At 41.2% G+C, this 22,349-nt stretch carries 18 protein-coding genes and 1 other RNA gene; 12 read left to right on the forward strand and 7 right to left on the reverse strand.

Features of this window, described 5'->3' with window-relative positions:
• The first annotated feature begins 6 nt into the window (after positions 1 to 6).
• A complete protein-coding gene (locus DS2_RS02130; RefSeq protein ID WP_235188524.1) occupies positions 7 to 708 on the forward strand; it encodes a VIT1/CCC1 transporter family protein in 702 nt (233 codons plus the stop codon).
• On the opposite strand, the gene nrdD is transcribed toward DS2_RS02130, so the two are convergent.
• Complete coding sequence (gene nrdD, locus DS2_RS02135) at positions 659 to 2,509, reverse strand: anaerobic ribonucleoside-triphosphate reductase (protein ID WP_035012966.1); 1,851 nt, start codon at positions 2,507 to 2,509, stop codon at positions 659 to 661. The two genes, DS2_RS02130 and nrdD, sit on opposite strands and share 50 nt — an antisense overlap.
• 258 nt (positions 2,510 to 2,767) lie before the next feature.
• On the opposite strand from nrdD, the gene DS2_RS02140 reads away from it, so the two are divergent.
• Positions 2,768 to 3,058: a DUF2845 domain-containing protein gene (locus tag DS2_RS02140; protein ID WP_035012967.1), complete on the forward strand. Its 291-nt coding sequence runs from the start codon at positions 2,768 to 2,770 to the stop codon at positions 3,056 to 3,058.
• Between the two features lie 42 nt (positions 3,059 to 3,100).
• On the opposite strand, the gene rsgA is transcribed toward DS2_RS02140, so the two are convergent.
• Complete coding sequence (gene rsgA / locus DS2_RS02145) at positions 3,101 to 4,144, reverse strand: ribosome small subunit-dependent GTPase A (protein ID WP_035012968.1); 1,044 nt, start codon at positions 4,142 to 4,144, stop codon at positions 3,101 to 3,103.
• 346 nt (positions 4,145 to 4,490) lie between these two features.
• Between rsgA and astA the strand changes: the two genes are divergently transcribed.
• Positions 4,491 to 5,537: an arginine N-succinyltransferase gene (astA, locus tag DS2_RS02150; RefSeq protein WP_035012969.1), complete on the forward strand. Its 1,047-nt coding sequence runs from the start codon at positions 4,491 to 4,493 to the stop codon at positions 5,535 to 5,537.
• Positions 5,538 to 5,575: 38 nt separating this feature from the next.
• A complete protein-coding gene (gene astD, locus DS2_RS02155) occupies positions 5,576 to 7,066 on the forward strand; it encodes a succinylglutamate-semialdehyde dehydrogenase (RefSeq protein ID WP_035012970.1) in 1,491 nt (496 codons plus the stop codon).
• Here the strand turns inward: astD and DS2_RS02160 are convergent.
• The gene (locus DS2_RS02160; RefSeq protein ID WP_035012971.1) at positions 7,063 to 7,743 is read right to left on the reverse strand and encodes a cation transporter; all 681 of its coding nucleotides are present in this window, start codon (positions 7,741 to 7,743) and stop codon (positions 7,063 to 7,065) included. The genes astD and DS2_RS02160 overlap by 4 nt on opposite strands.
• Before the next feature lie 268 nt (positions 7,744 to 8,011).
• Between DS2_RS02160 and DS2_RS02165 the strand changes: the two genes are divergently transcribed.
• The 4 genes from DS2_RS02165 (at position 8,012) to DS2_RS02175 (ending at position 10,933) form a co-directional block, all read left to right on the forward strand.
• Positions 8,012 to 8,329 carry a Dabb family protein gene (locus tag DS2_RS02165; RefSeq protein WP_326979538.1) on the forward strand — a complete coding sequence of 106 codons (318 nt, stop codon included), beginning with the start codon at positions 8,012 to 8,014 and terminating at the stop codon, positions 8,327 to 8,329.
• A gap of 142 nt (positions 8,330 to 8,471) precedes the next feature.
• The gene (locus DS2_RS20140; RefSeq protein WP_081754154.1) at positions 8,472 to 8,621 is read left to right on the forward strand and encodes a DUF2256 domain-containing protein; all 150 of its coding nucleotides are present in this window, start codon (positions 8,472 to 8,474) and stop codon (positions 8,619 to 8,621) included.
• Entirely contained in the window at positions 8,618 to 10,204 is a 1,587-nt protein-coding gene (locus DS2_RS02170; protein WP_051479533.1) for a cryptochrome/photolyase family protein, read from the forward strand. Before DS2_RS20140 ends, DS2_RS02170 begins: the two co-directional genes overlap by 4 nt.
• Positions 10,205 to 10,228: 24 nt before the next feature.
• Positions 10,229 to 10,933, forward strand: coding sequence for an SDR family NAD(P)-dependent oxidoreductase (locus tag DS2_RS02175; protein WP_035012972.1), 705 nt, complete (start codon positions 10,229 to 10,231; stop codon positions 10,931 to 10,933).
• On the opposite strand, the gene DS2_RS02180 is transcribed toward DS2_RS02175, so the two are convergent.
• Positions 10,930 to 11,850 carry a LysR family transcriptional regulator gene (locus tag DS2_RS02180; protein WP_035012973.1) on the reverse strand — a complete coding sequence of 307 codons (921 nt, stop codon included), beginning with the start codon at positions 11,848 to 11,850 and terminating at the stop codon, positions 10,930 to 10,932. The genes DS2_RS02175 and DS2_RS02180 overlap by 4 nt on opposite strands.
• 107 nt (positions 11,851 to 11,957) lie before the next feature.
• Here DS2_RS02180 and lldD point away from each other — a divergent pair, with 107 nt between their 5' ends.
• The 3 genes from lldD (at position 11,958) to DS2_RS02195 (ending at position 16,416) form a co-directional block, all read left to right on the forward strand.
• A complete protein-coding gene (gene lldD / locus DS2_RS02185; protein ID WP_035012974.1) occupies positions 11,958 to 13,088 on the forward strand; it encodes an FMN-dependent L-lactate dehydrogenase LldD in 1,131 nt (376 codons plus the stop codon).
• Positions 13,089 to 13,387: 299 nt separating this feature from the next.
• Positions 13,388 to 15,517 (forward strand): EAL domain-containing protein, encoded by a 2,130-nt coding sequence (locus tag DS2_RS02190; RefSeq protein WP_051479534.1) that lies wholly within the window; start codon positions 13,388 to 13,390, stop codon positions 15,515 to 15,517.
• Positions 15,518 to 15,642: 125 nt separating this feature from the next.
• Positions 15,643 to 16,416: an IclR family transcriptional regulator gene (locus DS2_RS02195; RefSeq protein WP_035012975.1), complete on the forward strand. Its 774-nt coding sequence runs from the start codon at positions 15,643 to 15,645 to the stop codon at positions 16,414 to 16,416.
• A gap of 332 nt (positions 16,417 to 16,748) precedes the next feature.
• On the opposite strand, the gene DS2_RS02200 is transcribed toward DS2_RS02195, so the two are convergent.
• Complete coding sequence (locus DS2_RS02200) at positions 16,749 to 18,101, reverse strand: alginate export family protein (protein ID WP_051479535.1); 1,353 nt, start codon at positions 18,099 to 18,101, stop codon at positions 16,749 to 16,751.
• 113 nt (positions 18,102 to 18,214) lie between these two features.
• Positions 18,215 to 18,311, reverse strand: an RNA gene (ffs, locus tag DS2_RS20145) — signal recognition particle sRNA small type.
• 203 nt (positions 18,312 to 18,514) lie between these two features.
• Here ffs and aroA point away from each other — a divergent pair.
• On the forward strand, positions 18,515 to 19,801 hold the full coding sequence (gene aroA, locus DS2_RS02205; RefSeq protein ID WP_035012976.1) for a 3-phosphoshikimate 1-carboxyvinyltransferase: 1,287 nt from the start codon (positions 18,515 to 18,517) through the stop codon (positions 19,799 to 19,801).
• 315 nt (positions 19,802 to 20,116) lie between these two features.
• Here the strand turns inward: aroA and DS2_RS02210 are convergent, their stop codons facing one another.
• A complete protein-coding gene (locus DS2_RS02210) occupies positions 20,117 to 22,273 on the reverse strand; it encodes a di-heme-cytochrome C peroxidase (protein ID WP_035012977.1) in 2,157 nt (718 codons plus the stop codon).
• Positions 22,274 to 22,349 lie beyond the last annotated feature (76 nt).

The following is a 22,349-nucleotide window of genomic DNA, read 5'->3' on the forward strand; positions in this document are numbered from 1 at the left end:
AGATGAATGACGAACTACATTCCACACGAAGAAGAACATAGGTCGCATAGGTCGGGCTGGTTGCGCGCGGCGGTTATGGGCGCCAATGACGGTATTGTTTCAACCGCCAGTTTGATCATTGGTGTTGCCGCTGCAGGCTCTAGTATTGAAAGTATTATGCTTGCGGGTGTCGCTGGCTTAGTTGCTGGAGCTTTGTCTATGGCGGCGGGTGAATATGTTTCGGTTAGTTCGCAATCAGATATTGAGCGTGCTGATTTAGCAATTGAAAAACAATCTTTAGAAGACAACTATGAGCTTGAAGTATTAGAGCTTGCGAAAATATATCAAGAGCGCGGCGTTGAGTTTGAACTTGCAAAAAAAGTTGCGCGGCAATTAATGAAACACGATGCACTCGGTGCGCATGCGCGTGATGATATTGGCATATCAGAAATCTCTAGCGCCCAACCTTTTTCAGCCGCTGCTTATTCAGCCACTACCTTTTCGCTTGGAGCATTTTTGCCATTACTAATGGCATGGCTGGTCCCCTTGTCTTGGTTAACAATCAGTGTCGCTATCAGCTCAGTGATATTTTTAGCCTTACTTGGTATGCTCGCTGCGTATGTTGGTGGCGCACCTATTAAAATAGGCGCGCTGCGCGTTGCTTTTTGGGGCGCAATTGCTATGGGGTGCACTGCAGCTGTCGGTCAGCTTTTTGAGGTCGTCGTTTAGGCTGCTTATGATAATGCCTAAGCGCATGCTCTTGTTGTCTTGGGCTACTAAAACTCGACACACGTTTTAAATAACCTATTACTCGCGTTGCCCAATCGACATTGTTGGAATGGCATTTAGGGCAATTGTGATGGGTTCGTTTGTCTATGTGGTTACAAGCATTACAAATGGTTATTTTGATATTGGTGGTCCAATAATTACAGCCCGTGTGGGCGGCCATTTGGTAAATTCGGTAGTATTGTGCTTGGTCTGGATACTCTTCAAGATTGAGATGTAGCGCACTGCCACCATCTAAGAATTGATTAAGCTTTTTGCCGTGCAAAATAAACTTATCGGCAATATTTATGCTGTTATCTTCCACTGCATAAAAATACGAGTTGTAACAATCTCGATTAACTGACAAACCCGCTTTTTTATCCCATTTTGAGTTTTTAACCCCAAGGTTTTCTGCTGGCACAAACTCGGTATTAAATTTATAACCCCAATGAGTTGAAGCTTGGCGATTGGCTTGGTAAATAATTTTTAGCTGCTTTTGCACAAACTCAATATAGTTAGCATTATTGCTGGCGGTTAATCCTAAAGATTCGGCCGCTTCAACCATGCCGTTAATGCCTATGGTTAAAAACTGTTTATCTAGTTGGATAAAACCCGCATCGTAAACAGGCAATAGGCCATGGGTTAAATATTGTTCAATCAGTTTTCGATAGGCTACTTGGTATTTATGTACACGTTCAACCACACTGGGTAAATCTAACTTTCGTTGAATGAGCTGATTAATGTTGATGGTGATGACATTAATTGAGCCAGTTGCGACACCACCTGCACCTAGTGAATATGAAAAGGTATTGTGATTAATTTCATTGCGTAAGCGGCAACAAGAAGCGAGCGAGTCAGGGTTATCCGACATATAGACAAAAAAGCTGTTTCCTTTGGCATTTTGCTCGGCGCAAAAAGCGGCGAATTCTTTATCGGCTATTTCGCCATCGTTGGTTAGTAATGCGGCTGTTACAACAGGGTAGGTTAATATGGCTTTGTTACGCTCGTTATTAAACCAGTCCATAAAAAATGCCTGTAGTGCTTGAATGCTTGACCAGTTTGGGCAGTGCTCTTGTGTTTGATAGCTTTTGTTTTCATCGTGCGGAAAAACAAAATTTTCAAACATAGCTTGACCAAAATTTTCAGAAAACAAACTAATGTTCCAAAAGACTGACTGATATCCACGGGCTGCGGCCGGTTGATTTAAACTGTAGACTACATGTTGCAAATGCTCTTGAATGATATGCGGGTGGCTAGTTAAGTAGTGGTCGCCATAATCACGTCGCGCAAAATAATCAAAGTAAGTTAAAAACTCAACGGTAGCGACTGCGCCTGCGAATTGTGCGCTCACTGCAAACACTAAGTTGATAAAAGTACCACAAAAGGATGCTAAATGTTGTGGTGCTTTTGACTCACCCCCTAATTCAGTTAAACCATTTAGCAGCAACGGGTACAAATTTAAACTAACACAATAAGGTTTAAGTGAGCTTTCATCGTGCGTGTAAATTAAATGCTCATCTAAATCTTGTATGTATTGCTCTGCTGTTGCTTGGTCAAAATGTTGTTTAATGCTATGGCACAACAGCTCGCGGTTAACCGCTATATTTATGTCTTTATGTAGCTCATTTTCGAGTGTAGCAATATTTTTAACCGATACATTTGCGTTGGCATCGTATTTAGAACCATCTGCTGCGTTACCTGCGGCTAAATAATTCTCAATAAAACTAACTTTCTCTTGCACTAGCTGGGTGGGTATATGTCGCATTATTACTCTCTTTTTCTATATGTTGTGATTTTTATAGCTAATTTATCCATATCTTGTGTTACTGCAATTTGAAATACGCGGCCAGTTGACCCCAATCAAACAAAACTTTATTAATCAATTCTCGTATGAAATTTAGGGTTTTATTGGCATGCGAGGGCCCGTTTATAGTTCGAGTACAATTTTTCAGCAGTTATGATTACTCTAGTAACAACATATGCTAAGTTTGAAGCTAGGTTAAACAATATTCAGGGAGATAATATGGCTTTTGGAAAATTTGCATTGCTATCAATTATTTTGTTTGCTGCACTGCAAACTCAAGCGAAAACAATCAGAGCACACGGGTGCGGGCAAGATTTTGTTCGCATTGGGGATTCAAAATGGGATGTTATAGCTAAATGCGGCGAGCCTCTGCATACAGAGGTTGTTTCCGGAAATAACCAAAAGAAAAAAGAATTGTTGGTGTACAACGCGAAGCGATATCCGGCACATGCTAAGTTAATTTTTTCTTTTAAAGCAGGGCAGTTAGAAGAAATTAAATTAACCAACTAAGTGGTTAATATTGCGGGGCTTTAACAGCCCCCGCAATAGAATTTAAAAACCTTTTTTCTGCTGGCGGGTACCAGTTTGTACCTGTCGATACATTTTACTCAGGGCTTTATCTTTAGCGCGTTTTTGCTGCAAACTATCTGCATTATGTGCTTGTTCGCGTAATAACTTTCGATAGTTATCCAAGCGCCTGGTATCTAAATCACCTTGATTTATTGCTTTAATCACAGCACATCCAGGCTCATTTTCATGCTGGCAGTCGCTAAACCGACACTGATAGGCTAAAGCTTCAATATCAGCAAAGGTTTGTTTGACCCCGCTTTCACAGGCCGGCAACTGCAATTCACGCATCCCTGGGGTGTCGAGCAAAATAGCACCCGATGGCATAAAATGAATTGAACGAGCCGTTGTCGTGTGTCGACCTTTTGCATCATCTTCACGAATACCTGCAGTTGCTTGAGTTGATTCACCCAATAAGGTGTTAATCAAGGTCGATTTACCAACACCAGAAGATCCGACAACAGAAACTGTATTACCTGAACGGCAGTATGCACGCAAAGCGGCACAGCTGTTTTCATCTAGTCCGTTGACTGCTTCTACTGCTAAATAAGGCTCTAGAGCTTGAACTTGAGCGATCAACGGTGTTGCATCGTCACATAAATCCATTTTAGTTAAGATGATAACTGGGGTGATTTGTGCTTGATGCGCGAGTGCCAAGTAACGCTCTATGCGGCTTAAACTAAAATCTTGATTCAGTGAACTAACAATAAACAAACTATCAATATTCGCTGCAATAAATTGCTCATTAACCTTAGTGCCCGCAGCTTTACGGCTGATAAGCGATTTTCTTTCTAATAACCTACTGAAACTATACTCAGCGCTTAGCAGCAGCCAATCTCCGACAGTCATTGTCGGTAAGTTCGCTGTGATCGGTAATTTTATTTGTTGCTGTTCAAGTTGAACAATATATTCACTTCTATGATGAGCAACAATTCGTCCACACTGCAGTTCTTCAAAATCTTCTAATGAAAGTTGTTGTTGATAAAAAGATTGCCAACCTAGTTGTTGTAAAGAAATATTTGTATTCATTCTGTGTCTCTAACCAAAACAGCATTTGCTGTTATGCAAGAACATAGGAGTGATGAATATCATGACTCCCGGTTGTTGATTTCACCGGGCAATTAGCTAGCTTTGAACAAGTGTAGGTGCTTTAGTTCTGAGCTTTTACCGGGTGGGTGTGAATTACAATCATTAATTTCTCCTTGGTAGTTTAGTTGTGTATTAATAAACCAGTTCAGTTTAAACCTTTCCTGTTTACTGATAAACACTATAGCTTGAATAATACAGAATAAGTTTAATTTAACCTGTCTGGTATGAGCTACTAAACATAAACTGAACTATTATTGAATGAGTAGCTTTTATGTTGGAGGTGGTTATGCAGGTTATTCGGCCTATTTGTACCGCAGACTTAGACTCGCTGGTTAAAGTTGCACGGGCATCTGGGCATGGTTTCACCTCATTACCCGATGACCAGTTAGTGCTTATGCAACGAATTGAAGACAGTGTTGCGGCAATGGCACTGGCTGCTGACTATCATTTTGGCCAACAAAACCAAAGCTATTTGTTTGTGTTAGAAGACCTAGCAAGCAAACAAATATTGGGTACGAGTGGGATAACTTCTGCAGTTGGGTTAAACGATGCATTTTACCACTACCGTATTAGTAAGGTTGTACACAGCTCACCAACTTTAGGGATTTACAATCCACAAGAGGTGTTAACTTTGTGTAATGACTACACCGGAGCAACCGAAATTGGTAGTTTGTATTTAACTGATCAAGCTCGCGGCTCTGGCCTTGGCATTATTTTATCTAAGTTTAGGTTTTTATTTATTGCTGAAAATAGGCATAGGTTTAACACTAGAATATTTGCCGAAATGCGCGGGGTAACTGACGACAACGGGCATTCTCCATTTTGGCATTGGTTAGAAAAACATTTTTTTCAGCTCGATTTTCCGACAGCAGACTATTTAACTGGCATAGGTAAAAAAAGTTTTATCGCCGAATTAATGCCGCGTTTTCCAATTTATATATGTTTGTTGGACAAACATGCTCGCAAAGCCATTGGACAGGTTCATCCCAATACAGAGCCTGCGTTAGCTATGCTAAAACGCGAAGGTTTTAGTTACACAGGTTACGTAGATATTTTTGACGCAGGGCCAACAGTTGAAGCCGAGCTCAAACAAATAGCCTGTGTAAAAGCCAGCCAGAAATTATCAGTGGCTATTTGTACGCGCAATAATGATGAATCTGTCCCGCTCAAATCGGCACTGGTTTGCAATACCAAGGTTTCTGAATTTAGAGCAGCCAAAATAGAGTGCTGGATAGACGATATTGCAAATCGTTTAATGCTAACGACAAAACAAGCTAAGGCGTTAAATGTTGCGCAAGATGACTCAGTTAGAATTTTGGTTATCCAGAGTTAAGGTTGGTTATGTAACACTCTGAGTATCGCGGAGGTGGTATGCAAAATAAAGTTCAGTGTATCAAGCATCAATGGGTTGTTGGTGAGGGTAGAGCGTTTGAGAAAACCGACCCTACCAAAGGGCAGCAGGTTTGGTATGGCGCTGCTGCCAGTGCCGAGCAAGTCGACCAAGCTGTGGCCGCAGCGCAACAGCAACTGCGTTCCTGGATGCAAACCCAATTTAAACAGCGGTTGAATATTTGCCGTCAATTCGCCACGTTAGTTGGCGAGTATAAAACCATTCTCGCGCATACAATTTCATCCGAAACAGGTAAACCCATTTGGGAGGCTGAAACCGAAGTCGCGGCGGTTATCGGTAAAATCGAAATATCTCGCAGAGCTTATCACCAGCGAACAGGCAATTCGCGTCAGCAAATTGGAGCAAATCAAGCCAGCTTAACCCACAAAGCTCGAGGCGTGTGTGCTGTGCTGGGGCCGTTTAATTTTCCTGCGCATTTACCTAATGGTCATATAGTGCCAGCACTTTTGGCGGGTAATACCATAGTTTTTAAACCCAGCGAGCAAGCACCCAAAACGGCTGATTTAATGCTGCGATTATGGATTAAAGCGGGTTTACCTGCAGGTGTGATTAATTTAGTTCAAGGGGATAAATCTACCAGCCAAACTTTAGTTCAGCACCCAGATGTTGTTGGGGTATTTTTTACTGGCAGTTCACAAACCGGTATTGCCATTCAGCGTGCTTGTTTAGACTATCCGTACAAGGTGTTAGCTTTAGAAATGGGCGGCAATAATCCTTTGGTGGTTGATTCTGATGTAGATATTAATGCAGCGGTTTATCACATTATACAATCTGCTTATATCACTGCGGGGCAAAGGTGCACATGTGCGCGACGCTTGTTACTGCCTTCCGACAATGCTTTTAGCCAGCAATTGATTGATGCCTTGGTCGCGCAACTCAAACAGCTAAAAGTTGCACATTATGATGCTAAACCAGCAGGGTTTTATGGCTCTGTTGTATCGGTAAATGCGGCAAACCAGTTATTAATGTCGCAGCAAAATTTAGTCAATGCTGGCGCTAAACAGTTATTAACTATGCAACATATTGAGCCTGAAACGGGATTGTTGTCGCCTGGTTTATTAGATGTGAGTCAAGTGTCATCTGCTGATATGCCAGATGAAGAAGACTTTGGCCCACTGTTAAAGGTGCAATTTTACCAAGATTTTGACCATGCAATTCAGTTGGCTAATCAAACTCGCTACGGTTTGTCTGCGGGTTTATTATCTAATGATTCACGTAAGTTTAAGTTGTTTTTGCAATTGAGTCGGGCGGGAATCGTTAACTGGAATTTACCAACGACAGGGGCCAGCGGTAGTGCGCCATTTGGCGGTGTTGGCTTAAGTGGTAACGCTCGGCCTAGTGCGTTTTATGCAGCAGATTATTGTGCGTATCCAGTCGCGAGTATGCAGGCAAAACAATTAGTTTTACCTGCACAATTACCACAAGGGTACAAACAAATTAACCTTAGTTAATGTTTTTCATCACAACAACTGTCGTGTTGATGGGTGCCAACCGCAGTATTGTCAGTGGTGCAGACTGGTTTTTTGTTACCCGTACCCACCAGTTGCGCATTTGCCTCTTTAATCACTTTGCCCGCAGATTGAATTACAATCAAAGCGATCACCGCGGCAATAAACCAATCAGGCCAAGCTGAGTTTACAATGGGCACCAGTAATGCAGCTACTATTACACCACAGTTGGCTAATATATCATTGCGTGAACAAATCCAGCTAGCGCGCAAGTTTACGTCGCCTTGTCTAAACTGATATAAAATTATAAAGCAGGTTAAATTTACCGCCAGCGCCAGCGCTGCTATCCAAGTCATAATAAATTCATCGGGCGTTGCTTGAGTATAAATCTTCCAAACAATATGCGCTAACACAAATACACCTAAACTTAACTGCAAGTAACCGTTAACCAAAGCCGAGCGCGCTTTTTGTTGCATGCTTTTACCGACAGCGTATAAGCTCAGTGTATACACGACTGCGTCGGCAAGCATATCAAGCGAATCGGCCATCAGTGAGGTGGAGTTAGCAATCCAGCCGGCAATAAATTCGACAAAAAACATAGTGGCGTTTAACACCAATACAATCCACAATAACTTTCGTTCTTTTTTGTTCTTCACTTCAGTTGCGCAACAGCCTGACATCTGCGTCCCCTCTAATTCTCTAATCGGTTTAAGTATACGCTGCATTTGTATGCCTTTAAAGCGGTTAAAAATAGGGTTATAAAGCTTGTTATAGTTGGTATGATTTTTTATCTTGGGTGTTGAGAATGTTTACATTTGGGTGCTATCTTTGGCCTTTATCTTTTATTCGTTTAAATACCTTATGCCAACACGTAGACAATTCATTCAAACCAGTGCCGCGACGGCGGTTGTTGCAACATCGCTAGCCAGTTGCACAAAGGAAAATCAAATGACACTCCCTGAAATTTCGCATACTGTGTTTTTTTGGCTGAAAAATCCACAGTCGCAGCAAGATAAAAACAAGCTGATTGAAGGGCTAAAAACGCTTGGTCAAATTGAACAGGTGAAAGCCATTCATATTGGCGTACCTGCAAGCACAAAACAGCGTGATGTTGTGGTTAACAGTTACCAAGTGTCTGAATTATTGATGTTTGAAAACGTCGAAGACGAAAAAGCCTATCAATCACATCCTATTCACCAAGCATTTGTTGAAAACTACAGCCACCTTTGGCAAAAAGTAGAAGTGTACGATTCGGTTGCTGTTTAACAATTGTTATTTTGACCAATCCAAAATAACCATTCTAACGTATTACTTTGTGTAGTTAGTGCATAGCTACACAACATGGATTGTGGTTCTGCTTTTAGCCTGCTTGATAAGCAGGCTTTTTTTATGAACGAGTGAGTATTAAATGAATGGTTTTAAAGGTAACAAACAATTCCTGCCCATTAAAATTTGCCCTGTCTGTTTACAAGAGTTTACCTGGCGAAAAAAGTGGGCGAATAACTGGTTGGTAGTGAAGTATTGTTCTAAACGTTGTCGTATTGAGGCTAGGGCATGAGTCGCTTAAATCTGCCTGCCGACAACAGCACAAAAACAGTGCGGTTAGTATTAGGTGACCAACTAAACGCGAATCACTCTTGGTACAAACAAAAAGATCATTCTGTACTGTATGTTATTGCTGAGCTCAAGCAGGAAACAGAATATGTGGTTCATCATGTGCAAAAGGTTTGTGCCTTTTTCGCCGCGATGGAAAATTTAGCCAGTGCTTTGAATAAGGCTGGGCATAAGGTTTTATATTTAACCTTAGATCAAACCCGCCATTTCACGAACTTAAATCAACTAATTACTGATTTAGTTAACCACTATCAATCGGACAAATTTGAGTATCAATTGCCTGACGAATTTAGGTTAAGGCAACAGTTACAGCAGATAGCAAAACAGTTGCCTTGTGTAACAAGTTGCGCACAAACAGAACATTTTTTTCTAGCAGATGACGAATTAGGCCGCTATTTTACTGCGGGCAAATCGCACCGCATGGAAGCTTTCTATCGCAAGATGCGTAAACGATTTGCAATCTTAATGGAAGGAGACGAGCCCGTTGGCGGCAAATGGAATTTTGATGCTAACAACCGCAATAAGTTAAAAGCGCGAGATTTAGCTGATATACCGCAGCCACTGATGTTTGCCAACCCTGTCGCAGATATTCTCGCTAGGCTAAAGCGTCATGAAATTAAAACCTTAGGTCAGGCGCAAGAACAACTATTGTGGCCGGTAAACCGCCAGCAAGCACTCGAGTTGCTGGAATATTTTTGCCAACAGTGTTTGCCTAAGTTTGGCTATTTTCAAGATGCGATGACCTGCCAAGCTGACACTTTAATTGATAAAAAACAGTGGAGTTTGTATCACTCTCGCTTATCTTTTGCGTTAAATACTAAAATGCTCAGCCCACGCTTGGTCATAGACAAGGCGCTGGCAGCTTATAACCACGCAGATATTAGTATTGCACAAATAGAGGGGTTTATTCGTCAAATTTTAGGCTGGCGTGAATTTGTCCGAGGTGTTTATTGGGCAAATATGCCGAGCTACCAAAATATGAATTTTCTTCAGGCGAATAATCAATTACCCGAGTGGTTTTGGCACGGGCAAACCAAAATGAACTGCATGCGCCATGCAATTGAGCAATCATTAGAATACGCATACGCGCATCATATTCAAAGGCTGATGGTGACAGGTAACTTTTGTTTAATCGCTGGTATTCACCCTGACCAAGTTGATGCTTGGTATCTAGGGATTTATATTGATGCCATTGAGTGGGTTGAACTGCCCAATACTCGTGGTATGAGCCAGTTTGCTGACGGCGGCATAGTGGGTTCAAAAGCGTATGCAGCTAGTGGTAACTATATTAATAAAATGACTGACTACTGCAAAAGTTGTCATTACCAAGTTAAAGAATCTATTGGTGAAAATGCCTGCCCACTCAACGCCTTATATTGGCATTTTATGTTAACCCATCAACAAAACTTTAGTTCAAACCCGCGCAATAAAATGGTTTACGCAAATTGGCATAAAACTGCAGAGGATAAACGCCAGCAAATTATTGCTCGAGCGCAGGCTTTGTTAACCGATTTAAATGATATTTAATTACTGTATTCATAGGTGGATGTCATGTCATTAACCCCAAAAAACATTGTTGTATTTGGTGCCTCTGGTGCATTAGGTCAGGCGTTTGTTCAACTATTCAAGACGCATTATCCAGCAGCCCAGGTCTATCCATTTTCAAGGCAAAGCGCTCAATATAGAGTTGATTATGAAAGTGAACAATCTATTGCGAATGCAGCCGAAATCGCTGCACAAAATGGCTCGATAGATTTAGTTGTCGTCGCGACAGGTATATTGCACACTGAGGATATTTCCCCAGAAAAATCGCTTAAAAACCTCTCGGCTGAAAGCTTAACCCAGATTTTTCAGGCAAACACGGTAACGCCTGCTCTGATCGCTAAACATTTTTTACCTAAGCTCAATAAACACCAACCTTCCATCTTTGCCGTTTTGTCTGCTCGAGTCGGCAGTATTTCTGACAATAGGTTGGGTGGTTGGTATGCGTATAGGGCGTCTAAAGCAGCGCTCAATATGCTCGTTAAAACAGCGTCAATTGAAATGGCCCGCACACACAAGCATGCAATGGTATTAGGATTGCACCCGGGTACAGTAGACAGTGTACTTTCTAAGCCTTTTCAAAAAAATGTCGCGCCAGAAAAATTATTTTCAGCGCAATTCTCAGTGGAAAAACTTTGGCAAGTGTTGCAGCAGCAAACCCCACACGACAGTGGTAAGTGCCTTGCTTGGGATGGCCAGCAAATATTACCTTAGCTTTGAAGTTGCTCTGCAATAAAATAGTGCGACATATTCAAATAAGCTTGACTTATATGTTCGACCAGACGTTTTATTTTAGTAGGTTGGTGTTTGGTAAATGGGTAGACTGCATAAACGCCCAAGGTTTTGCCGACCAAATTGGGGAATAGTTCGATGAGTTTACCATTTGAAAGATCAGGGTAAACTAAACACCTAGGTACATAAGCAATACCGTGTCCAGCCATGACAGCTTTACGTAATGCGCTGGCATTATTGGTTGAAAATGCACCGTCAACATGAACAAAATAATGACCATTATCAGACTTAAACTCCCATTCACTGGCTCCAGTTGTTTGGTAGCTATACCTTAAACAATTATGCTGCTGCAATTGTTGTGGTGTTTTGGGCGCACCATACTGTTTTATGTACTGTCGAGAAGTACATACAACCCATTGTGAATCGATAATATGTTTAGCTATTAGGCTAGAGTCTTCAAGTTTGCCTGTGCGAATAGCCAAGTCATACCTATCATTAATTAAATCAACAAAATGATTATCCATCGACATGTGTATCGACAGTTTGGAGTTTTGAGCGCAAAACTCAGACACAGCTTGGGCTAGCAACAACTCACCAGAGATGGTTGGTACCGACATTTTTATATGGCCAGTCACTTCTTCACCAATGCCAGTGACCGAGTTTAGTGCCTCTGTTGTGGCTTGACTAACCGTTTTGGCTCTGACAGCTAAAATGCTGCCAGCCTCAGTAACTGTGAGTTTGCGAGTGGTTCTGTACAAAAGCTGTACACCTAAGTCGGCTTCTAAGCGGGCAATACGTTTGCTTACCACAGAATTGGTTAAATTGTTTTGCTCGGCCGCTTTGCTAAAGCTACCAAGCTCTACCACTTGAGAGAATAAGATTAAATCGTCAGCTTGCATATTGTGTTATTTTTGGAAATAGACTTTTTCATTATTTCTATTTATTGGTAAAAGATAAAGGGATAAATTAGATTTTATTTTAAACAGTTTGTAATAGGACCAGCTGAATGATTATTTCATCACCTAGTGATTACCGCAAAGCCGCAGAATCTAAGCTACCACCTTTTTTATTTCATTATATTGATGGTGGCTCGTATCGAGAGCATACATTACAGAAAAACTGCGATGATTTAGCCGACATTGCATTAAAGCAGCGCGTTTTAAACAATATGTCTAAGCTAGATTTAAGCACAGAAATATTTGGTGAAAAACTCAATTTACCGATTGCTTTAGCCCCGGTAGGATTAACAGGCATGTATGCTCGTCGAGGTGAAGTTCAAGCCGCAAAAGCAGCTGACAACAAGGGATTACCTTTTACCATGTCAACTGTGTCTGTTTGTCCAATTGAAGAGGTAACTCCTGCGATAAATCGACCTATGTGGTTTCAACTCTATGTATTAAAAGACCGCGGTTTTATGCGTAATGTATTGGAACGTGCAAAGGCAGCAGGCGTGACTACCCTGGTATTCACTGTGGATATGCCAGTGCCAGGCGCTCGCTATCGTGATATGCATTCGGGCATGAGTGGGCAATTTGCCGCAGCTCGACGAATTCTGCAAGCCATGACTCATCCTCAATGGGCGTTTGATGTAGGTTTATTTGGTAAACCGCATGATCTTGGCAACATATCAACATATCGTGGTACCCCGACTAAGTTAGAGGATTATATTGGTTGGTTAGGTGCTAACTTTGATCCATCTATCTCGTGGAAAGACCTAGAGTGGATCCGTGACTTTTGGGACGGCCCAATGGTTATCAAAGGTATTTTAGATGTCGATGATGCCAAAGACGCGGTTAAATTTGGTGCCGATGGAATCATTGTTTCTAATCACGGTGGCCGGCAACTCGATGGCGTGATGTCATCAGCCAAAGCTTTACCTTTGATTGCCGATGCGGTTAAAGGAGACATCAAACTTATGGTTGATTCGGGTATTCGTTCAGGGCTTGATGTTGTGCGCATGTTAGCTTTGGGTGCAGACTTAACTTTACTTGGTCGTTCGTTTATTTATGCACTGGCCGCTGATGGTCAAAATGGTGTTGAAAATTTAATCGACCTGTATGAAAAAGAAATGCGAGTTGCGATGACGCTTACCGGTGCAAAAAATATTCAAGCATTAAACCGAGATTCTCTCATTTAACCTCCTTGCTGAATTTTGTTGTTTGCCCACTAAATTTTTGCTGGGCAAACGGCTAAATTTTAATTCCCGTCTATACTTAGCGTTCCACTTGTGAGAGATATCTCAAAGAATACTGGGTAATATCTTGAAATAAACCGAGTAAGTGGAATGGTTTCTATCTAACTAATTGATATTTAATTGATATTTTTAATTTCAGCCAGTAAAAGATTAATACAAATCAATCTGTGACCCAGTACTCAGCTTCAACTGGTATTTGGGTTAGTATAGCCCAATACGTTTAAATCGACACGGGGGTGCTTATGTTAGTAAGCCGCCAAAATATGACCACATCACGAGCTGCAAATATCGTGATAGTTGATGATGAAATTACCAGTGTGTTGATTCTTGAAAATGCGGTACAAGAATTAGGTCATGTGACATATACCACTGACCCTGCAGAGGCCGTCGGCCTGATCACTGATCTGCAACCAGATCTCGTTTTAATGGATATTGAAATGGGCGACTACAATGGGGTCGAGCTGTGCAAAAAACTTAAAGACAATCCACATACTGCCAATATAGCGGTGATATTTGTAACAGCACATGACAACCCAGACATTGAGTTTTTTTCTCTGGACTCGGGTGGTATCGACTTTATTACCAAGCCAATTAATCGCAAGGTATGTAAATTGCGAGTGGCGAATCAGCTGGCGTTGCGTCACTATGCTGAAGATCTCGAGGTTGCCCAACGTGCGTTATTTAGTGAGAAAGAGCATTTTAGGGCAACGCTAAATTCAATAGGCGATGGTGTGATAGCGACAGACGCACACGGAATCGTCACTTTTTTAAACCCAATTGCTCAGCATATGACAGGTATGACAGAAGCAGAAGCTATCGGCCAGCATATTGAAAATGTGATGAACTTAAAAGATGCGACGACACATCACAAATCAATTAATCCCGCTGTGGTTGCCCTGTATGAACAAAGGGTTGTTGGCATGGCTTTGAATTGCCAGTTATATAGCCATACAGGTAACATTTACCGTGTGGAAGACTCCGCAGCCCCAATTGTCGATGCTCACGGCAATATCACAGGTTCAATTGTGGTTTTTCACGACATTAGCGAATCGATCGCGATGGCGGTAAAAATGAATCATTTGGCCAACAATGACCAATTAACAGGTCTACCTAATCGTATTTTATTACATGATAGATTGGAACAAGCTATCAAAGTTTCGCAACAAAACCGCCTTAAAACAGCATTAATGCTGGTAGATATCGACAATTTTAAATACTTAAATGATAGTTTAGGCCATCATATTGGCGATATGCTGATTAAACAAGTTGCAAAAAGACTCGAATTTGTAATGGACGCAAATTGCACTCTTGCCAGAATTGGTGGAGATGAATTTGTATTGCTCGTTCCTAATGTTAAAGAAGTGCGCCAACTAAACCTTATTGCTGCTGATATTCAAGAAATCATCCAAAAGCCATTTGTAATCGACAATCAAGAATATAGTTTGTCTGTCAGTGTTGGGATTAGTGTAAACCCGACTGATGCTGAAACAGAAGGGCATATGATGCGCAATGCTGACGTCGCGATGTACAGGGCTAAACAGCAAGGCAAGCAGCAATCATGCTTTTTCTCGCAAGGTTTAGAAAACGATTTAAACGAACGCATGGAGCTAGAACAAGTATTGCGTGAAGCGATTGATAAAAACAGCATTGAGGTTGTGTTTCAACCGCAAATTGATCTGGCCAGTCAGCAAGTTATTGCAGCTGAAGCATTGGCAAGACTGAAAGGTAAAGATGGCGATTATATTCCACCACCCAAATTTATCAGTTTGGCTGAGGAGCTTGGGTTGATCACAAAATTAGGCGAGCAAATATTGCGGAAAAGCTGTTTTGCCGCAAAAGATTGGTATGACCAAGGCAAGCCTATTCGCGTATGCGTCAATGTGTCAGCATTACAATTTTGTAGTGAGGGGTATTTTGACCAGGTGTTTGCTGTATTGGAGGATACTAATCTAAAAACATCATTGTTAGAGTTAGAAGTGACAGAGAGCTTACTGATGCAGGATGTTGACCTAGTTGAGGGAATTTTAAGAGATTTATCATTGACGGGCATCTTTATTGCGATCGATGATTTTGGTACTGGCTACTCAAGCTTATCTTACCTAAAACGTCTACCTGTTGATGTACTTAAAATTGACCAATCTTTTGTGCGCGAAATGTTGGATGACAAGCAAAGCATGGACATCGTTAGGACAATTTCTGATTTAGGTCATTCAATGCAATTGAAACTAGTTGGTGAGGGAATAGAAACTGCTGAACATGAACAAATTTTAAAATCGTTTGGCTGCCAAATGGGGCAAGGGTATTTGTACCACAAGCCTTTACACAAAGCCGACTTTGATAGGTTGGTCATACAGGGCGCGTTAATTTCTTAGCTGCTGGTTGCGCTAAACGGTCTAAGATATAAAGTATATTAAATTAGCCTTTTATATATCAATTGATCTCAGGTAATATAACTCTAATCTAATAAAAATTATTTGAATCATGAGGCTAACTACAAATGGAGAGCAACAGCAAAAAATATTCTGCTCCGGCCCTAGAAAAGGGCTTGGATATTTTAGAGTTATTGTCAAAAGATAATTCTGTACTCAATAAAGTCAGCGTCGCAGAACGCTTGGGCCGTTCAAGTGCTGAAATATACCGTATGTTACTCGTTTTAGAAGAGCGCGGTTACATCGAAAAGGACGAAGAAGCGGAAGGTTACCGAATTTCTCGAAAACTATTGCAATTAGGCACAGAGCAAGAGCCAATCAAAGAGTTATTGGAATTTTCTGCGCCTATTATGCGTAATCTTTGCCTTGAAACGACCATGTCTTGCCATATTGCGGTACAGTCGAATGAACAATTAGTCGTTATTTCGCGTTCAGAAGCGCCAAGCGTTTTATCTTATTCAGTGCGAGTGGGTTATAGAAAACCACTTATTGAAACAGCTTCAGGCAGAGTTTTATTTGCTTACCAAGAATCAGTAATTAAAGAACGCTGGTTAGATATGTTTAGCAAAGAAAACAGCGAAGATGAAATTAAAAGCTTTATTGCTGATAGTAAAAAAATAGCTAAACAAGGCTATTGGAAAGGGCCAAGTTCATTTGTTGAAGGTGTGACGGATTTATCTGCGCCTATTTTAGATGGAGATACAGCAATCGCAACCTTATCTGTTCCGCATATTCAACGTAGACCTGAAGAGGTTTCGGTTAAAAAGTGCATTGAGTTATTACAATCAGCTTCAGAGAAGATATCTAAAGCAATTACTTTAGGTATAGTGAAAACTTTTTAACGAGAAATATTTAGTTAGGTTACTGAATACTATATTCGAGATATGTTGGACGATAAGCAGAGTATGGACACTGTAAAAACTATTTCCGATTTAGGCCGCTCATTGCAGCTGTATTTAGTCGGAGATGGAATTGAAACTCAAGAGCATGAAGCTGTATTAAAACCTTTTGGCTGCAATTAGCCAAGGTTATATGTACAACAAACCTTTGGCCAAAAAAGAGTTTGATACTTTGATTTATAATTTGCTTTGGATGAAAACTAACTGCCCTGAGCTGAAATTAGCTTAGGGCGTTAGAGTTGTGTTTATTTCAGCTTTTGTCTTCAACTAGCAAACTAAAATTTGTAGGTTAGCTGAAGATATCCAAAGCGAGTAGTTTCATTTGGCAGCGCTTGGGCGGTGCGCATGTTTTTTAAATACTCGCCAGGGGTAAACAATGAAGCACCAACTTCAAAAATCCATTCTTTTTTACCCAACCAATATTGAACGCGAGCGTCAATCGCATGGCCCAAAAAGTCACCACTTTGGCCTGTTTCATCTCGATATTTTGCGGTTTTAAATATATCAGTTTTAGATTGTAAGTATGCAGCAGAGTAGTGAATTCTAGCATCCCAATTTGCTTTTGGCCGTAGTTCTAATCTAATCCCCGTTGCGGATAAATTAACAGGTGCCAAAGGCCCATGGATAGAGGTATGATTTAAGTCTGTACGTCGGCCACCAAACAATGATTCATATTGCTCGAACTGGCTATCATCAGGATTGTTGTCGCCACTTGCATGGTAATGTTGAAAGGCTATATTTGGGTTTAAACTATGCTCAAAAGTATAACCAACTCTGAATAACAACATATCCGCATTTACTTTTAGGTCGATGTTGTCGTTGGGGTTGCTGGTTGCGTGTCGACTTCCGTACCTATATGCCGCTTCTATATCGAAGTTCCATATATTTGGTGCCCATTTTCTAAAAAGTCGTGCGCTGATTGTCGTGTAATGACGATTGTTTGTTGGGTTGCTAATGGTGTCTTTTTCATCTAACCCATATACAAAAGCCTCTGCCGCAATAGATTGATTTGGATTATTTAAAATGTCGGCCCAACGATATGACAAACCCCAAAGTCGGCGTTGCCATTGTTCTTTATCTAGTTTGTGATGATTGTTGCGAACTTGGTTAGAGTCGTTAGGCAATGGTTTTACTGGCACCAAATAAAACGCGTGTAGTTCATCTTTGTTGTTAAAGGTTGTTTTGCTATAAATGCCGGTAAAGCTTTTTATTACGTTAGCATACCCGACTCTTTGGATGTGGCGTTTGGAGCCCACGGTTAGAGTTTGCCTACCGATAACCAATTCAGATTTTTGACTGCTGGGGATAAATTCTGCAAGGTTATTAAATTTTATGTAAGCTTGTAGTAAATCGCTCACGTTAGTAAAACTGCTGGACAGTGGTGTATTTTCATCCCCTAAATAGGTTCTGCTGTCTTGTAGCTCTATGCCAAATGTCATGCTTTGAGTCTGGTGTTTAGCATGCAGTAAACTTCTAAATAGTAAAAGTTGGTCACTACCAGATTTTTCTGTTCTGAATTGACCTGTTAAACTTTCGTAACGAGCTCGAAGTTCACCGTTTACAGATAAGTTATTGGCATAAGCTAGGTTTACGGCTAGGCAGAGCAATACAAGGATATAACGATACATTCTGATTCCCACTAGAACATTCTTTAGGCTAGTTTAGTTAATTTAAGATAGGGGAAATGTTATCTACAGAAGCGCGAGCTTTAATGACAGATTTGTGAAAATTTGGGTGGCAACCTTGCCAGCGACACCTCGGCACATGAGTCATCCGCTGTGGCTGCTACCTTCCGGTCCTGACCAGGTTCACGAACTATCATTGCGAGGGAACCAACAAGGTTACCATAATGAGACGCTGTGCATTATCCACATTCGTCAGGGTTTCGCAAGCCTTGTCGGCCAATTTTAGCTTTTTGTCGTTTGAATGCTGTTTTATTCAACAAATTCATGGTTTTTAGTTCAGGGTTAAATCGCATTCATGCTGAATACTGGGTATAATCTTGACAGTTTTATAAGTTTATTAGATAAGAGCAGAGTTGATGGAAAGCTTAACAGTTGCACCTATTACCGCAGTTGACGGTGAAGTGACCATTCCAGGTTCTAAGAGTTTGTCGAACCGAATTTTATTATTGGCAGCGTTAGCAAAAGGCGAAACGCATATTACTAACTTGTTGGACAGTGACGATATTCGCCACATGTTAACTGCACTTAAACAATTGGGTGTAAGTTATGAGTTATCTGCAGACAAAACTGAATGTAAAGTAACAGGGTTAGCGGGTCCAATTAATTTTGCTGGCAGTGCTGAGTTATTTTTAGGCAATGCTGGTACGGCAATGCGCCCATTGGCCGCAGCCTTATGTTTGGGCCAAGGCGAGTTTGTATTGACTGGCGAGCCGCGAATGTTCGAGCGTCCTATCGGTCATTTAGTTGATGCGTTGCGTCAAGTTGGTGCTGATATTGAATATTTAAAAGATACTGATTTTCCACCATTAAAAATTAATGCGACTGGATTAAAAGGCGGCCGCGTTGAAATTAAAGGTAGTATTTCTAGCCAGTTCTTAACTGCATTATTAATGGCTGCGCCTTTGGCCCAACAAGATTTAGAAATTGTCGTGATTGATGAGTTAGTTTCTAAACCTTACATTGAAATTACTTTGAGTTTAATGAAGCAGTTTGGTGTGGAAGTTGAAAACCAAAACTATCAAGTATTTAAAGTCAAAGCGGGTCAAACTTATCAGTCTCCAGGTCGTATTTTAGTCGAAGGTGATGCGTCTTCTGCTTCATACTTTTTGGCCGCGGCAGCGATTAAAGGTGGTACGGTTAAAGTCAATGGTGTGGGGACTAAGAGTGTGCAAGGTGATGCGCGTTTCGCTGAAGTTTTAGAGCAAATGGGCGCTATTGTTGAGTGGGGTGAAGAGTACATTTCTGTGACCAAAAATGGTCCTTTACGTGCGGTGGATGTTGACTTAAACCATATCCCAGATGCAGCTATGACTATTGCTACTGCCGCTTTATTTGCTGAAGGTACTACGGCTATTCGAAATATTTACAACTGGCGTGTTAAAGAAACGGACCGTTTGTCTGCTATGGCGATTGAATTGCGTAAAGTTGGTGCTACGGTAGAAGAGGGTGAAGATTATATTATTGTAACTCCACCAGCTGAGGTGCAAACTGCGGCAATTGATACTTATAACGATCACCGTATGGCGATGTGTTTTAGTTTAGCGGCTATGGGTAAAAACCCTATGATCATTAATGATCCTAAGTGTACTGCGAAAACTTTCCCGAATTATTTTGAATTATTTGAGTCGGTTGTAAGTCACTAGATTTAAGCTCGGGCGCTGGGTGTCATGCTGGTAGCGATATTTTTCGCAAAATCGCTGCAAGGCCATCCATGGCCCGCTCTCAAACGGTGTCCCTACCGATTGGAAGTTTTGCGAAAAACACCCGCTACCACCATTCCTGACACCTATATTGCTGCCCTTTCTTCGCAATAAAAATGCTCGATAAAAGCCTAACTGAATGCTGATTTTCTAAAACTTCACAAGGCAGGGAAGCCTTGTGAGAGCGACCATGGAAGGTGTATAGCGTTTTTAGAAAATCATGCTTCAGCTGGCTTGTAGCCAATTAAATTAAAGCAACTAAATCGACTTCATATATTCAACAATTTGCCATCTCTGTTTGTCTGTCAATGCTGGTAAAACCTGACCATTTGGCAATTGAATATCTTTAGTCCCATATTCGTGGCCTGCATTGCTGTTACCTACTTTTGAAGTATCAAATACAAAGCCATCATAGCCTTCGCTGATAAAGCCTACTTTTACAGGGTCGAACAGCCGGCTTCCGACAACAAACTTTTCGGGGCGACACTTTTCGCCTGCTTGTTGTTGCTGGGCATTGCATTTAGGTAGTAGTAAGTCGTACAAAGTCGGTACCGAGCCATTGTGTAAGTATGGGGCGGTTGCCCATACACCATTCATAGGTCGAGCTTTATAAGCCAATAAAGACGCCCACGGGTTAGCGGTTGTATCAGGGTTGTAGTTACCACGTTTTATCGATTGTTTTATGTCATTGTCGAAAAAGGTAACGGCTAGGTTATATAACCAATCAAACCAGTTCGTTAACCAGCCTTTGTCTGGATCGGGTGTCGCAACGACATTGCGGGTGGCGGCTGTTAAAATAGCAGCGACAGGTGCTTGTTCTTGTAGCAAGATATCACCCACATCTGTGCCCAAATAAATCCCCTGCAAAATGCCAGTTTGACCTGTGTAGCTAACACTGTTGGTTGCCATCTTGTCATCGGTTTGAATTTCTTCTAGCTTTGACATTTGGGCGATAACTTTGCGCCTAGGGTTGGTAGATTCAATCGGTAAGTGACAGTTTGCACAATGTTGTTCAAATAGTAATTGGCCCGCTTTGACATCCGCCCATTTTATTCTGCCTAATACTTCTTCTGGCCAGATTGGGCTGGTTAAATCTCTTAATTGCGATTCGATTAGGCGTAAGTTGGTAAAATCAACCGAGGATTTAAAATGGGTATATTTGCCATTGTCGTTTTTTGGTTGGTCACCTAAAAATGTTGAGAGGTTGGCACTTTTAGATTCGTACCAGTCTAGTGTTGCAAATACTCCCATGACTTCGCCGGTATTTCGGCCAACAGCGCCAACCCCAGCATTGGCGGCAATGCCGTTCCATTGTACATAATCGTGCTGGGCAATGTCCCACAAAAACGGATAGCTGACAGGTGCATCGGGTGCGTTAAATAGTTTTTCTTTTAGTTGTTTTAGTTGCGCCATGTTTGCAACTAAGTCTGCTGAGTCAGGGTCGAGGTTAAATTGGCCTACCAAGCGGTCAAATACCCGAGGTAGTTGATCATTGGCAATTAAACCATTGTTTAGATCTTTTAGTAACTTGGTTGCAGTTTGACCGTCAAATGTATCGGCAATGGATTGTTGGAGCTGCTTTTTATTCAGGGTATGTTGCAGTACTCGATTAAAAATACGGCCAAATGCATCTAATCGGGCGTAGCCATATTCGGTGGGACTGTGGTTGATATAGTTATACAAAGAAACTTGCAGCATATATTTGTGTAAGTCGGCTTCAATGTTTTGTTCGTCTTCGTAGTTGACCTGTCCCAGAATGCCTTGTTGTAAATTGTGATTCAAAACATTGTTGATAAATCTACGTTTTTTGCGTTTGTCTTGCAATGTCTCGGATAGGGCTGCTTCTAGCTCGCGCATAAACATATCCATATTGGCCATAGCTGGGCCGCCATCAATCCGAATAGCTGTGTTGTTATAGACCACTTGGCTAGTATGGCAAGCTGCACAGGTTAAACCCAAATATGTCTTGCCTAAATATTCATCTTTGACAAAACCAAGTGGCAGTCCGTCAGGATTAGCTTCAGTTGGTTTTTGCACTATGTAACGAAAGCGGTCGATATTTTTTTCGCTGCGAAAAAGCTCGCTTGAGTTATGCTGTTCTAAAAATAAAAAGAAGTCGTACGGCAGTAAATCAGAACCTTGGGTGGTATTGTAGTACCACATGCTTTGGCTGGCATTCCAGCCTTGCCATTTTCCGTTGATTTCAGAATTGGGGAATTGTGGGCTTGGGTAAATTTTATCAAAACCGTCCATAAACTGGCTGTTTTGAATATATTGTGCGCCGCGATAAGGGCTATTGTCGCTGTAACGACTTTGGTGTTTCCAGTAAACACCTAAACCACTTATTAGGATTAGCAAACTAAAAAACACTAAACCTAATTTAGTTATTATTTTTATTTTTCCGTTAAGTATCATCCGTATTTTCCTTTTAACCGCATACGGACAGTTCTGCTACACAAATCCGTATGTGTTTGTTAATTATAATTGTATT

This window comes from Catenovulum agarivorans DS-2, assembly GCF_000568405.1.
In the GTDB taxonomy this organism is placed as follows: Bacteria; Pseudomonadota; Gammaproteobacteria; order Enterobacterales; family Alteromonadaceae; genus Catenovulum; species Catenovulum agarivorans_A.